Annotated in this window: 11 protein-coding genes; 2 read left to right on the top strand and 9 right to left on the bottom strand. The window is 59.9% G+C overall.

The features are described from left to right. Nucleotides 1-3: 3 nt before the first annotated feature. The 7 genes from BN1115_RS20900 to BN1115_RS20870 all read right to left on the bottom strand — a co-directional run bounded on the left by BN1115_RS20900 (nt 4) and on the right by BN1115_RS20870 (nt 9,123). On the bottom strand, nt 4-2,880 hold the full coding sequence (locus tag BN1115_RS20900; protein ID WP_042658688.1) for a formate dehydrogenase subunit alpha: 2,877 nt from the start codon (nt 2,878-2,880) through the stop codon (nt 4-6). A 23-nt stretch (nt 2,881-2,903) separates the two neighbouring features. Next, nucleotides 2,904-3,107, bottom strand: a complete 204-nt coding sequence (locus tag BN1115_RS20895; protein WP_005303194.1) for a transcriptional initiation protein Tat — start codon at nt 3,105-3,107, stop codon at nt 2,904-2,906. A gap of 133 nt (nt 3,108-3,240) precedes the next feature. After that, entirely contained in the window at nt 3,241-3,858 is a 618-nt protein-coding gene (locus tag BN1115_RS20890; protein WP_042658687.1) for a TorD/DmsD family molecular chaperone, read from the bottom strand. A gap of 9 nt (nt 3,859-3,867) precedes the next feature. After that, nucleotides 3,868-5,613, bottom strand: coding sequence for a 4Fe-4S dicluster domain-containing protein (locus tag BN1115_RS20885; protein WP_128821595.1), 1,746 nt, complete (start codon nt 5,611-5,613; stop codon nt 3,868-3,870). A 103-nt stretch (nt 5,614-5,716) separates the two neighbouring features. Further along, nucleotides 5,717-6,310, bottom strand: coding sequence for a DUF3306 domain-containing protein (locus BN1115_RS20880; RefSeq protein ID WP_042658685.1), 594 nt, complete (start codon nt 6,308-6,310; stop codon nt 5,717-5,719). Next, entirely contained in the window at nt 6,303-6,881 is a 579-nt protein-coding gene (locus BN1115_RS20875) for a DUF3305 domain-containing protein (RefSeq protein WP_042658684.1), read from the bottom strand. The genes BN1115_RS20880 and BN1115_RS20875 overlap by 8 nt, the downstream gene beginning before the upstream one ends. Nucleotides 6,882-7,302: 421 nt before the next feature. After that, nucleotides 7,303-9,123 carry a DUF4365 domain-containing protein gene (locus tag BN1115_RS20870; protein ID WP_042658683.1) on the bottom strand — a complete coding sequence of 607 codons (1,821 nt, stop codon included), beginning with the start codon at nt 9,121-9,123 and terminating at the stop codon, nt 7,303-7,305. A 279-nt stretch (nt 9,124-9,402) separates the two neighbouring features. Between BN1115_RS20870 and BN1115_RS20865 the strand changes: the two genes are divergently transcribed. Together BN1115_RS20865 and BN1115_RS20860 are read left to right on the top strand one after the other, a co-directional pair. Beyond that, nucleotides 9,403-10,260, top strand: a complete 858-nt coding sequence (locus BN1115_RS20865; RefSeq protein ID WP_042658682.1) for a formate dehydrogenase accessory sulfurtransferase FdhD — start codon at nt 9,403-9,405, stop codon at nt 10,258-10,260. 15 nt (nt 10,261-10,275) lie between these two features. Continuing rightward, a complete protein-coding gene (locus tag BN1115_RS20860; protein ID WP_082034914.1) occupies nt 10,276-11,142 on the top strand; it encodes a helix-turn-helix transcriptional regulator in 867 nt (288 codons plus the stop codon). A gap of 80 nt (nt 11,143-11,222) precedes the next feature. Here BN1115_RS20860 and BN1115_RS20855 read toward each other — a convergent pair whose 3' ends face one another. Then, nucleotides 11,223-13,325, bottom strand: a complete 2,103-nt coding sequence (locus BN1115_RS20855; RefSeq protein ID WP_082034913.1) for a sensor histidine kinase — start codon at nt 13,323-13,325, stop codon at nt 11,223-11,225. Between the two features lie 25 nt (nt 13,326-13,350). Continuing rightward, nucleotides 13,351-14,706: a sigma-54-dependent transcriptional regulator gene (locus tag BN1115_RS20850; protein WP_042658680.1), complete on the bottom strand. Its 1,356-nt coding sequence runs from the start codon at nt 14,704-14,706 to the stop codon at nt 13,351-13,353. Nucleotides 14,707-14,774 lie beyond the last annotated feature (68 nt).

The raw sequence follows: 14,774 nt of genomic DNA, 5'->3' as shown, positions 1-14,774 counted from the left end.
GGATCAGGCTCCTACTTTGCGAAAACGGCACAGGGTGACCTTGGTCTCCTGCATCTGGGTGACCGGGTCATAGCCATAGGTGGTGACTATGTTGACCGATTCCCCCAGCACATAGGGGTCTGACCCTTCCGGATATTTGGATCGCAGATCCTGGCCCTCAAAGTGGCCGCCGAAGTGGAACGGCATAAAGGCGAGCCCCGGCTTGACCCGCGGGGTCACCAGCGCCTTCACCTTGACCCGGCCCCCTTCCGGCCCCTCGACCCACACATCCTGACCGTCGCGGACGCCGACATCGTTGGCATCCGCCGGGTTCATCTCGACGAACATCTCCTGCTGCAATTCAGCCAGCCAGGGGTTGGAGCGGGTCTCATCGCCGCCCCCCTCGTACTCCACCAGACGGCCGGAGGTAAGAATGATCGGGAACTCCTTGCTGACATCCTTCTCCTGCACCGAGGCATACTGGGTCGGCAGGCGCCACAGGCTCTTCGAATCAGGCCAGGTGGCGTAGTCGGCCAGCAGATCCCGGCGCGGGGTGTAGAGCGGCTCACGGTGCTTGGGCACCTGATCCGGGAAGGTCCACACCACGCAGCGCGCCTTGGCGTTGCCGTAAGGCACGAAACCGTGCTTGATGGCCACCCGCTGGATACCGCCGGAGAGGTCGGTCTTCCAGTTCTTGCCCTCGGCCTCTTTCTTCTCGGCTTCGGTCAGCTCATCCCACCAGCCGAGCTGCTTCATCAGGTCGGCAGTGATCTCGGGATAGCCATCTTCCACCTCGCTCCCCTTCGGCCAGGAGTCTTCGGCCAGCAGCGAGACGCCCTGATACTCGATGCCGAAACGAGCACGGAAACCGCCGCCCCCTTCCGACACCGGAATGCTGGTGTCGTAGAGGATGTGGCTGCCAGGATGCTTCATCTCCGGGGTGCCCCAGCAGGGCCAGGGCAGACCGTACACTTCGCCACTGACCGGGCCGCCCTCAGCCTTGAGGTTGGTCTTGTGGAAGGTGTGCCAGTTCTGCTGGTGCGCCTTGAGCCGCTCCGGGCTCTGGCCGGTGTAGCCCACGCTCCACATGCCGCGGTTGTATTCGCGGGTGATGTCTTCCAAGAGCGGCTCGTTGTTCTCCACCTTGATGTGCTTGAACAGCTGGTCGGCAAAGCCGAGCTTCTTGCTCAGCAGATACATGATCTCGTGGTCCACCTTGGATTCGAACAGGGGTTCTATCACCTTGTCGCGCCACTGCATGGAGCGGTTAGTGGCGGTAACGGAACCATAGGTCTCGAACTGGGTGGTGGCCGGCAGCAGGTAGACGCCGTCGGTGCGATCATTCATCACCGAGGCGACGGTGGGATACGGATCGACAATCACCATCATGTCGAGCTTTTGCATCGCCTTCTTCATCTCGGGGCCGCGGGTCTGAGAGTTGACCGCATGGCCCCAGTAGAACATGGCGCGGATGTTGGAACCCTGCTCGATCAGATCGGCGTTCTCCAGCACACCATCCACCCAGCGGGAGACAGGAATGCCGTTGTTGTTCATCGGCAACTTGCCGTTGTAGGCCTTGTTGTCGAAGCGGGCCTTGATCCACTCGTAGTCGACATCCCACACCCGGGCCCAGTGCTTCCAGGAGCCCTCTTCCAGCCCGTAGTAGCCGGGCAGAGAGTCGGAGGTGACGCCAAAATCGGTGGCGCCCTGCACGTTGTCGTGACCACGGAAGATGTTGGTGCCCGCCCCGCTCTTGCCCACGTTACCGAGGGCCAGTTCGAGGATGCAGTATGCGCGGGTATTGTTGTTGCCGGTGGTGTGCTGGGTACCGCCCATGCACCAGACCACGCAGCCGGGACGGTTGTCGGCCAGCAGCTTGGCGGCGCCATGAACCTGCTGCTCGTTGAGGCCGGTCACCCGCTCAACTTCCGCCGGAGTCCAGCGCGCCACCTCTTTTTGCACCTCGTCCATGCCGTAGACGCGGGTGCGGATGAACTCCTTGTCTTCCCAGCCGTTCTTGAAGATATGCCAGAGCATGCCCCAGATAAAGGCGACGTCGGTGCCCGGACGCAGGGAGAGGTACATGTCAGCCTTGGCGGCGGTGCGGGTGCGGCGCGGGTCGACCACCAGGATCTTGCAGCCGTTGCGCTCTTTCGCCAGCAGGATGTGCTGCATGGCGACCGGGTGGGCCTCCGCCGGGTTGGAGCCGATAAACATGATCGACTTGCTGTTATGCATGTCGTTCAGGCTGTTGGTCATGGCGCCGTAGCCCCAGGTGTTGGCGACGCCAGCGACCGTGGTGGAGTGGCAGATCCGCGCCTGGTGATCCACGTTGTTGGTGCCCCACAGGGACGCCATCTTGCGAAACAGGTAGGCCTGCTCGTTGGAGTGCTTGGCGGAGCCGAGCCAGTAGACGCTGTCGGGGCCGGACTCCTTGCGCAGGCGCAGCACCTCGTTGCCCACCTCTTCGATGGCCTGATCCCAGCTGATGCGCTGCCACTTGCCGCCCACCAGCTTCATCGGATACTTGAGTCGACGCTCACCGTGGCCGTGCTCGCGCAGGGCCGCTCCCTTGGCGCAGTGACCGCCCAAGTTGAAGGGGTGATCAAAGGCCGGCTCCTGACCGGTCCAGACGCCGTTCTGCACCTCGGCATAAACGCCGCAGCCCACCGAGCAGTGGGAACAGATGGTGCGCTTCACCTCGACCGGCACCCCGGCCGCGACGGTTTTGGCTTCGGCCCGCTGCATCATGGCTGGCGCCAGCCAACCGGCGGCCACGGCGCCACCGGCCACCAGACCCGAGTTGACCATAAAGGCGCGGCGGGTCAGCCCCTGACCGCGAATGGCCTCATTGCCCTGCTCGCCCACTTGGGGCAGCTCGGCACGTTTTGTCAGTTTCATGAGTTCTCCTTCACTGATCCGGCTCAGTCGGTGCCGCGCAGGGTGCGATAAAAGTCGTGAACATGGGGGGTCTCCCGATAGCCCTTGTCAGGCTCGGTGTCGTGGGTCAGCACCTCTTTGCCCACCACCCGACCGGTGGCACCGGCCAACACGCCTATGGTGGCGACCACGCCAACTCCCTTGATTAGATTGCGGCGGGACGGGTCTTTCAGCTGTTCATCGCTCATTCTTGTGACCTCTGTTGTTGTTCTTGCTGGCGCCTGCGCGCCAGCTTCGCGTCCAATGGGATATCTCGTCTGCTCGTTTTGTTATGCGCAGCTCTTGTTATGCACAGCTCTTATTGTGCACAGACAGGGGCGTTCAGCCCCTCACCACGCAGGCGCCAAACGGCAGGCGCAATTCGTTTTCCAGCTTGAAGAAATCTTCGGCAAGGGCGCCGACCGCCCGGTAGAAGCTGCCCCCTTTCGCCTGTTGCTGATCGCGGCAGCAGGCGAGTACCCAGGGGGCAAGGTGGCGTTCATAGAAGCGGTTGCGCTCCGGGTGCTGCTCGCCAATCAGTACCGCCATCACCTCACAGAGGGCGGCGAGATGATCTTCCGGCTCGCATACTCCGCTCTGGCGCTCGAAACCGAGGGACTGCAGATCTGCGCGCAGCACCGCCAGCGGCAGCTCCATCAAAGAGCCGGTGAGATACCAGGATGCAAACGGCACTATCTCCCCGCGCCCCAGCCCGATAAAGAGATCCTGATACTCCTCGGTAAGCTCGTTTTCGTGGTGGCTGCTAGCCGCCAGCTGCACCAGCCCGAGCCCTCTGGCAAAGGGGCCCGGCATAGCCTGCAACCCTTGCAGCCAGGCGAGCTGTTCGCCACGGGGAGCGGCGCGCCAGAGGCTCGCCAGCAGGGCGTAGAGATCGGCGCTGCTCTGTTCCAGTTCTGTCATGGTCAGTTCGCCAGCCTTTTCGTTATGTTGTTCACTCATCACTGGCCCTCACACCTTGAGCTGGGAGACGGGATCCGCCGCCAGCGCCGCAAACACATCCTTGACCCGACAGTCCTCGCACATCAGCAACCGCTGGGCGGCCTCGTTCTGGAAGTGGGAGTGACCGGCCAGTTTTTGCTGGATGCGGCGGATCATCGAGGCGGGCGCGAACGGCTTGGAGCAGCGAATGCAGCAGGCAGCCTCTTCGGCTTTCAGGCTCTGCACGGCGCGGCGCGCTTCGGGCACGGGTTGCAGACGAGGCATGAGCACTATGGCCTGCTCGGGGCACGCCTTTTCACACATGCCGCACTGGATGCAATCCTGCTCGATAAAGTTGAGGCCCGGCGCATGACCCACCGCATGCAGAGCGCGGCTCGGGCAGACCGCCACGCAACCCATGCAGAGGGTGCAATCAGATTGTTTGAGCTCGACAGTGCCGTAAGGGGCGCCATGGGGCACTGCCAGCGGCTCGCGGCTCCCCTCATTGGCCTGCCAGAGCGCATCGAAGGCGGCGAACAGGTTCTCCCGCTTATCCCCTCTGAGTGGCTTCTCCAGCAGGGCAATGGCTGGTTCACCGGAGATCGGCTTATCTTGTTCGGCATCCGGGTTAAACAGGGCGATGCGATCGGTAGCAAGCCCAGCGCCCGCCAAGAGCACGGCGGCGCTGGCCAGCTCCCGCTCAACCAGCGCACGGACGCTTGCGGGGGCATCGTCGCCCAGCGCGATGCGCACCGCACTGGCGCCATAGGCGAGGGCGTCGAACCAGCTCTCGATGCCTAAACTGGCGCTCTCCTCCACCCAGACCGGCAGCCAGTTGGCAGGCAGAGCAGCAAGTTCGGTTTCCACCCATTCGCGCTCGTTTTCACCAGCGATCAGCAACTGCGGCGCTTCGCCGCCCGCCTCCCGATAATGCTTGAGCAATCGGAACAGGTAGTCACCGCTGGTGTTGGCATCGGGCTGGTGATAGGCAATCGCCCCGGTCGGACAGGCCGAGGCGCAGCTACCGAAACCCTGACAGAGATGGGGATCGATCTGGATGCGACCATTGATGGGCTTGAGCGCATCGGTCGGGCAGACATCGAGACAGCGGCTACAACCGGGCACGCCGCGGGCGGTAAAGGCGCAGGCCTCGGGGTCGAGGCGAAAATAGCGCGGCTTGTCGAAGATACCGGTCAGCGCACAGAGCTCGGCAAGCCGTTCGGCCAGCCCTTGATCATCGGCCAGATGCAGATAACCGACCGGCGGACGCTCCAGCGCAAAGAGCGGGGAACGGCCCAGATCGGCCACCAGATCAAAGCGCGGCTCGCCATTTTCCGCAGCCTGCTGAGTAAAACAGAGCGCCGCCAAGTTAACCCGCTCACCCTGCCCATTGAGGCCGGTAAGCTGGAACTGCCCCAGATACCCTGTCAGGCTCGGCTCGCGCAGGGCCAGGGCTGCGAGGGATGCGGTGGCATCGAAAATGGTTTCGAGATCGGCCGCCTCGGCATCGTGGACCGCTTCGCTCACCAGCAGGGTGGGCTTCACCCCGGCGGGCAGCAGGCTGGCGGCGCGGCGAATGCGATCTTCCGGGCCGACCAGCAGCAGGCGCCCCTGACTCTGGTAAGAGACAGTGGCCGGGATCAGGTTGTCGGTCTTGACCGTATGCTGCTGCGCATAGGCGCGAGCGCGCGCGTTATGCTCGGCCGCCCCCGCCCCATGGGCAAGATTGGAGGCTAGATTTGGGGTCAGATTTGGCAATGTTTGTTCAGTGCTCACATACGCTCCTGTGCGCACCACCTCATGGGATGGGCGCTTGTTGGTAAGCCGAGAGAGCAAGAGGCGAGCCAACTCCCCCGGAAAAAAAGTGACTGACAGGGAGTCAGGATCCTGAAGGTTCCATTCCCCCACCCTTGGTTGGGACATTTTGTCCACCAGAGGAAACCAAAATGTCCCGATCGTCGGTGTGGGTTTGAGAATGGTTATCAGCCAGCTCGTCGGCGGCAGGTGCGCTGACAAGCGCAACCGGTTCAACGGAGGCGCTGGCCGGGTTGGCCGATTCGCTGTCAGGGGCAGTCACCTGATCTACCAGCCAGTTGCGCAGCCCGGCGGTCAGGGCTGCGGGCAGCAATTCGGGCTGGCTGAAATCCTGGGTGTAGTCGTCGAGTCCATCCGGCTTGTGGCTGCGAAACATGGCCCGCAGCGCCTCCCTGTCGGGGAGTTTGGCCTTGCCCGGCTGGGCTGTTGTTAGCTGCGGCTCGCCACTCCCAGCCCCCTCAACGGCAAGGGGTTCACTGTTCCCCTTGTCAGTGCTGACTACGGGGCTATCCAGCGCAGTATCTGGAATTTCACCTTCGCCACTGCCTTCGATAGGGGCGGCAACCACCTCGGGGCTAACCTCTTCCTTCGGCTGCAATACCTGATGCTTGCGCGCCTCACTCTTGCGAGACGACCAGCGCTTGAGGAACTCACTCATGGGCGCTGTTTCCGGCCTTGTTTACGGCACAGGTTCCGGCGTCGCTGCCACGCTCACGGCCATCGGGGCCGGTGGCTTTGACGGCGCCACAGCTGGCTTGATCCTGGCTATCGACACCGAGCTGATCCTGCGCCCGCCCCTTGCCCTTCTTGCCCTTGCGACGGGCCTCCAGCAGCTCGCCGTGGCGACCGATAAAGGCCTCCACCCAGGCTTGCAGCGCCTCGGGCAGCGGGCAGGAGAGCACCTGCCGCTCGCCATCCATATAGGCAGCGGCCACGGTCTGGCTCAGGGTCAGGCCATCGGCCACAAAGCCACTGTCCACGCGGCTTCCGGTGACAAACAGGCGGGGCGAGCCGGAGCTCAGATTGAAGCGATAATCCCCCCGCTCATCACGAAACAGGGTAAGAGGCAAGGCACCGGCAGCCTCCGGTTCGGCGGGGTGGAGCGCCGCAATCTCGAAACGGCGGCTCTGCCAGCGGCCAACCTGGCTGTCGATGGCCTTTAACTCCAGTTGCAGCCAGCGCTGCGGGGACAAGGTATTGGTGGTGTCTTGCACTGTCACGGCTCCCATCAGAAAGTCTCTGCCGGGCCGCCCTCCCCCGTCATTCACCCCGTTCGGGGCGGATCACGGCAGGAAATTCATGGCGGCCACGGCCATCAATGGGATAAGACTTAGCAAGAGTGGGGCCAAGGCCGGTTTGGTGGTTGATGGGGGCTTTGATGCGGGTTAGGACGTCGTGCGGGACATAGGTTGGCGCAGGCGTAGGTTGGCGCTGAGCGCAGCGAAGCCCAACATGCGGAGTAAAACCAATCCGCCAGCGTCTAATCAAGAGGGATGGCAATAATCGAATAAGGCCGAATTATCCGATTATTGCCTTGATAAAGCTGTTCGCGGTAAACGTTGGGCTTCACTTAGTTCAACACCAACATACGAGTCGTTCAAGATGGAACAATATTAATCAATAGGCTACGAATAAAAACCTGCCTATGATTTAAAATTTATACTTACTTAAAAACGGTATGTTTTCCTTTACAGCCGACTCATACCATTTAAGACTCCATGACCACTCTTGTGCTCTAGGCTTACAGTCAGAACAACCTATACAATGCTGCTGTTTAAAGGAATATCCCAGATTAGGGCCATCCGAATCATCATATAACATGGTTAATAGATTTCCTGTTCCTTGAGCATAACCATACTTTAAGCATACTAATAGATGTAAACCACCAACAGAATGCATCCTTAGTGATTGAGCGATAATACCACCCGGACGATAATGAACAAATAAATGCTCACAATTCTTCATAATATTAGTAGGGTCATAGTTCTTTAACCCCATATCTACGACACGACCAAACTCACTGTCTTGGTCATCTGGATCCATTCCTAAGTTCTTAGCTATGTTTATAAAATATGCTTGCTGCTCTTCAATACTGATGGAATAAAAGTCTTGAACCTTGCTTTTTTCTTGTACAGCCCTCTCAATACCATCTAACACATCAGTCATATCAGGAATATTTGAAATAACGACTTCGCGTATCTCCTGCGCATTCACATGGTTTTTATTAACCATCATGAAAACCAAGTAGTATAATTGTTCAATTTTAACAAAATCTTTTGATATAACACAGCAAGTCATTACAAGACCAGCCATACTTTTATGCCAATTTCCCAAGAACTCTATTGATTCCTTTGTGCCACGTGCCTCATGAATTGAGGTAAAAATCAATATTGATGGGTATATATCGATAAAGAAATCAGAGAGGATATTATATTGTCCATCTCTTGTTAATCGATGGCATAACTCAATGCATTTTTGTAATGAAATGCAACCCTCATGATAGAGCTGCTGTGTTTGGTTATTAAATATAGCGTGTTCAAAAGAGCCTTTTTCAAAGTGACTAATGGAATTATGTATTGCATGCAATTGATCTAGTTGGAGCTTAAATTTAACTCTTCGAGCTTTGCCTATTGCAATCAGTCTATGAACCCTACTTTTTTGTTCTCTAGCCAGGGAAATAAACCTATGACAAATTTCATAGTTTTCATAAAGAATATCTTTACTTACATTTGTAAATGGCGCAATTTGAAAAGCTTGCCAATAATATAAAAGAGCAACGAACCTATCCTTAGCTGGAACTATTGGAGATAAGCATATTTCTGCGGCCTTCTGATAGACACCATGAAAATTCTTATCAAATAAATAATTATTTAGCTGCTGATGATACGCTTTGAATAGAGCGTCACCAATATCATCAATTTTCTTGCTCAGCGTTGATGGATTGACTATTGGATATCTTTTAATTGAATCCTGTAAGCCTTTCACATTAAGGTAATCCCAGCACTCCACAACAGACATCAGCATTTTGTTTGCTGAACTGGTATTTTTCCTAATTAAATAATTGTCGATTGGAAGGTGGACCTGAATCGACTCATTGTTTTCTGACTCCGCAGCTCTTTTTATTAAAGCCTCATTGTTTGTAATCATCAACCAGAAAATTTTCTCTGATGAGATTTCTACAACTACCAGAACAACTGGTACTTTGAAGTCTAAGTAATACTTCAACCTCTCCATTTTCAAATTAAAAGATAATATCTTACCATCGTTAATATATGTAGAGTTCTCCTCACCTTTAATCTGTACCTTAAAGACGCTTTCTTTACCTAAAGCCTTACCACTCTCATCCTTTAGCTCTATCTCGCCATCAATACCAAAATCATTTTGGTCCTCTTGACTGCGGAATATCCAGCTGCTTGGTAAGTTATACTCAAATATACGACCGGCTTCCGTTCCTATTTCACCTGCATTCATTAGATATTACAACCTTATTTAAAATATGTATAACGTGGATTCAATGGCATGTTTTACATACCACCTATAAAGTTTGGTTAAAATTCTAACCCTCTTGGTTTTCAAAGAAAAGCGTGACTGTTTACAACTTACTCAGAATGGGAGCAGGCTCGCTTTTATTAAAACAACATAATTATGCTTTGCGTACCATCACTCTGACATTTGGTCCGTCTCATTAATCTGGAACAAAACTTGCTGTATCCCTCCCCTTAGATCCCGGCAACCGGTCGCGAGGGGCCCATGACACCGACCTTTATCAAAAGCAATGCTGCCGCCCAGCTCACCATGGCCGTCGAGGTGATGGATGAACAGGGCACAATGAATACCCGCCAAATCGCCTGTGAACGGCCACTGACGGTCTACCTCAACTGGAAGGAGATAGTGACCCTGATGACGCTGGGGGCCCGCCCCGAGGCGCTGGTGCTGGGTTATCTGAAAAATCAGGGCTTTATCGAGGATATCTCGGCCATCGAGTCGGTGATTGTCGACTGGGAGAGCGAGGCCGCCGCCGTGGTGAGCAGCCAGCAGGCAGCCGATCTCGACAAGGCGCTGGAGAAGAAGACGGTCACCTCCGGCTGCGGTCAGGGCACCATGTATGGCAGCGTGATGAAGAAGCTCGAAGGGGTGGTCTTGGCGGCGCCCGAGCTTAAACAGAGCACCCTCTACGCCCTGCTCAAGGCGCTGTCGGCCCATAACGAAACCTACAAGATGGCCGGTGCCGTCCATGGCTGCGCCATCTGTCGCGGCGCGGAGATCCTCTCCTTTGTCGAGGATGTGGGGCGCCACAATGCGGTGGATACGCTGGCAGGCGAGCTGTGGATGCGCGGCGAGACCGGCCACGACAAGATCTTCTACACCACCGGGCGGCTCACCTCGGAGATGGTGATCAAAGTGGCGCAGATGGGGATTCCGGTGCTGCTGTCGCGCTCCGGTGTCACCCAGATGGGGCTGGATCTCGCCCGCCAGCTCGGCATCACCATGATTGCCCGTGCCAAGGGGCGCCACTTCGAGGTATTTAGCGGTCACGACCATATGGTGCTGGACGAGAAGCCGCCGGTGCTGGCGCCCAGTCCGGCCGGTCGCGGGATGCGGGACTAAGCCATGAACGAGTTTATGAACGTGAAGCAGGTGGCGGAATACCTCGATCTCAACGAGAAGAAGGTCTACCAGCTCGCCAACGAGGCGCGCATCCCCGCCACCAAGGCGACCGGAAAGTGGCTGTTTCCCCGCTCCCTGCTCGACCGCTGGCTGCTCGGCAGTTGCCACGAGGGGGTGATGAACGACCGGCTGCTGCTGGCAGGCTCGGACGACGTGCTGCTGCACTACGCCAGCAGCCGCTTGGCCCAGCAGCTCGGCACCCAGGCACTGGTGGGCTACACCCCGTGCGGCACCCGTCAGGGGCTGGCGATGCTGGCGCGCGGCCATGTGGATCTGTGCGCCATTCACTGGGGGCAGGCCGAAGAGGCGCACCTGCGCCACCCGGCGCTGGTGCAGCAGTATCAGGGCCACCGGCAATGGGTGATCGTTCATGGATTCAGGCGGGTGCAGGGGCTGGTGCTGCGCCAAGGGCTGCAACCCAAAGAGGCGAAAGAGGCGCTCGACTTGCGCTGGGCCATGCGTCAGGAGGGGGCCGGCAGCCAGCGCGCCCTGCAGGAGTGGCTGCAAACGCAAGGAGAGTCGCTGACCCGGCTGGAGCGCACCCTCGAGGTCAACAGCGAGCGGGAGCTGGCCGCCGCCATCAGCCGTGGCGATGCGGACGTCGGGCCCGGCGCCCAGAGCACCGCCACCGAGTTTGGCCTCGGCTTTATGCCGCTGTCACAGGAGTGCTTCGATCTGGTGATGCCACAGGGGGTCTTCTTTCGCACCCTGCTGCAACAGCTGATCGGCTGGCTGCAATCCCCCGAGGGGCGCGAGCTGGCGGCTCGCCTCGGCGGCTATGACCTGACCCAGAGCGGCAAGCTGGTATGGAGCCCGCAGTAAATAACCACTCACCCACAGACAGAACAGCCCGCCAACCATGTTGACGGGCTGTTTTTATCACGGGCCTTTTTATAACAGCATCAATCGCTTGTCTCACGCCCCTCGGCATTGAGCGCAATGCGCCACCCTTCCAGTTTCGCGGGCTCGCTGCCGCTGGGCAGCAGGGCGTGGCTGCGCAGCCGCACGGTAAAGCAGCTCCCCTGCCCCGGGGTGGAGTCCACCAACAGCTCCCCACCCCAGCGGTTGATGATGCGGTGGCTCAGGGCCAGCCCCAGACCGGTGCCGGTGGCGCGGGTGGTGAAGAAGGGGTCGAAGATCTTGTCGATAATGGCCGCCTCGATGCCGCTGCCGTTGTCGATCACCTGCACCTCGGCCCCGCGCAGCTGATCCAGTTCATCGACCCAGTCGCGGCTCTCGACCCGGATCTCCCCCTGCTCCCCCAGCGCGTGGCTGGCGTTGACCAGCAGGTTTATCAGCACCTGTAGCAGCTGCTGACGATCCGCCTCGATGGGCTGCTGGGCCCTGAGATCGGCCACCAGCTCCACCTGCTGCTGGCGCAGGGCGGAGCGCACCAGGGTCAGGCTCTCCTCAATGATGGGGTTGAGGTGCTGCCACACCGGCGCCGTCTCGTAGTCGCCGGGGCGTGAATATTGCAGCAGGCTGCGGGTGATGGCACGAATGCGCTCGATCTGGGCCAGCACCAGTGCCAGCTCCTCGCTGACCGGCTCGGCCGCTTCCCCCAGCTCCAGCTTCATCAGCTCCACATTGCCGAGGATCACCGCCAGCGGGTTGTTGATCTCGTGGGCCACCCCGGCGGAGAGCTCGCCGAGGGCCGCCAGCTTCTCGCTGATGAGCAGCTGCTGGCGCGCCTCGGTCAGCATATGGATATGATCTTCCAGCTCGGCGGTCTTGAGCTCGAGGCTTTGGGTACGCTCGGCCACCTTCTGCTCCAGCTCATCGGCACTGCGGGCCATCTGCTGCTGATGCGCTTCTTGTCTGTCCAGCATGGCGTCAAACTGGCGACCGAGTTGGGCCAGCTCGTGGTCAGGGTCGAGGGCCAGCGGGCCGATGCGAGCCGACTCCCCGGCCTGCACCTGCCGCACCACCTTGTGCATCCGCTCGATGGGGGAGAAGAGATCCCGCGCGCCGCGATAGACCAGCAGGCCGGAGAGCAGCAACAGCAGCACTACGCCCGAGCCCAGCTCCACCAGATTGGTGAGGTAGGTGCGGATAATGGGCCACTCGAGAAAGCCCACATAGAGCATGCCGAGCCGCTCGCCCCTGGCTCCCAGCAGCGGCTCGTAACCCGAGACATACCAGGCATCGTGGACGAAGGCGCGGTCAACCCACATCTCCCCCCGCCCCAGCACCTGCTCGCGCACCGGCGGCGAGACCCGGGTACCCACCGCCCGGCCCACCTGACGGCTGCTGCTGACAGGCACATTGGTGCTCACCCGCAGATCGTCGAGAAACAGGGTGACGGTGCCGACGCTGCCATCCGGCAGGGTATTTTTGGCAAACACCTGACCCTTGAGCTCATCTACCAGCCGAGTGCTGCCGTTGACAAGCTCGCCCCCCTCCAGCACGGCCCAAAGCGAGCCGTCGCGGCCCATCACAGGGGTCAGTGACAGGCTGATCAATCCCCTGTTCTCCACCACCCTGGTGCCATCCCGCTGCCACAGAACAGCCCGCTTGGCCAGTTGCGGGGAGAGGGTGAGCATCTCCTGCTGTGACCAGACCACAAAGTGGCTGACGCTGCGCCCGGCCGTGAGGGCGGCGCGCTCCTGCGCCGTCAGCTGATCCAGCTCGGGGCCACGGCGCAAGCGCAGAAAATCGAGACCATAGTTGGCTGCCAGCGGCATCACCCAGTCATGCAGCTGATCCGGCGATTCCCGCAGCCGCAGCTGAAAGGCCCAGGCATCGCGCAGATGCTCGAGATGCTCGGTCTGGCGCTGCTGCTGCACCGTGATGGCGTGGTGGGCCACCCCGAGATCGCTGCGCACCGTGGTGAGCAGGTTCTGCCAGCTGTAGGTGAGGGTCCAGTAGAGGGTGAGCGCAATCATGCCCACCAGGGTGAGCATGATGGGTACCGAGGTGAGCAGCAGCAGGCGCCAGCGCACTTTGGTGCGAACGCAACGGGGCAACAGGGCGCGCATGCAGCGGGAGAGCAGGGTCAGTTTCATCGCCACCCCATCCGATCAGCCTTCCTCATTCGATGGCCCACTCCTTGAATTTGCGATCCAGTGTCTTGCGCGCCACCCCGAGCACCCGGGAGGCGGCCGACTTGTTGCCATCATGGCTCGCCACCACTTGCAGGATGTGGGCTTTTTCCACCTCGGCCAGCGGCCACGCCAGCGGATAACCCTCCTCGCTCGTGCCCGGTTCGGCCGGCTTGCTGCTCTGCCAGTAATCCGCCGGGGGCTTGCCCAGCAGCAGGCAGCGCTCGATAAGGTTGCGCAGCTCGCGCACGTTGCCGGGCCAGGGGTAAGCCTGCATCGCCACCACATCCTCGTGGGTCCAGCTCAACGAGCCCATCCCCATCTCGGCGGTGAGCTGGCGGGTGAAGTGGTGTACCAGCGCGGGGATGTCATCGATCCGATCCCGCAGCGGGGCCACCGGCAGCGCCACCACGTTGAGGCGATAGAAGAGGTCTTCGCGAAAGCGGCCCGCCTCCACCTCGGCCTTGAGGTTGCGGTTGGTGGCGGCGACGATGCGCACATCCACCGCCAGCTCGCGCTCGGCACCCACCGGGCGGATGGCCTTCTGCTCCAGCGCCCGCAGCAGGGACGATTGCATGGCCAGCGGCATCTCGCCGATCTCGTCGAGGAATAGCGTCCCCTGATGGGCGACCCGAAACAGGCCGTCACGTCCCTTGCGGGCGCCGGTAAAGGCCCCCTGTACGTGACCGAACAGCTCGCTTTCGAGCAGCTCGGGCGCGATGGCGGCGCAGTTGAGCGGCACAAAGGCCCCCATCCGGCCGGAGAGTTGATGCAGGGCGCGGGCCACCAGCTCCTTGCCGGTGCCGGACTCCCCCTCCACCAGCACGGCGGCGTTGGAGGGGGCAACCCGGGCGATGAGGGTCTTGAGCTCGCGGGTCTTGGCACTGTCGCCAATCAGGGTGGGCGGGAACAGCTTGCTCACCTCCCGGCGCAGCAGCAGGTTCTCCCGCTCCATCTGGCGGCGCTCGATGACTCTGTCCACCGCCTGTACCATCTGATCGAGATTGAAGGGCTTGAGGATAAAGTCGCTGGCACCGAGGCGCAGCGCCTTGAGGGCCGTCTCCATATCGCCAAAACCGGTCATAAAGATGATGTCGCTGCGGCGGGTGGCGGGGTCGATGGCTTCGTGCCACTCGATGCCGGAGCGCCCCGGCAGCCGGATGTCGGCGATGATCAGGTCGAAGTGAAGGCGGCAGCGCAGGGCTTCCGCCTCCTCCACGCTGGCGGCAGTCTCAATCTGGGCGAAGCGCTTGGCCAGCGCCTTGGCCAGAAAGCTGCGCATGCCGGGCTCATCGTCAACGATGAGCAGGGAGAGGGCAGACCAGCGGCTGGCAGGTGCAGTCATGAAAAAAGTACCTCGGATGCACGTAAGGTCGGAGAATGTCCCGATAACCGGAACCTTAGTGGGACATT

Origin of the sequence: Aeromonas allosaccharophila, from assembly GCF_000819685.1 — a bacterium.
GTDB classification, from domain to species: Bacteria; Pseudomonadota; Gammaproteobacteria; order Enterobacterales; family Aeromonadaceae; genus Aeromonas; species Aeromonas allosaccharophila.
The sequence above is the reverse complement of the archived record's forward strand: the minus strand, read 5'-3'. Positions and strand labels throughout refer to the sequence as shown.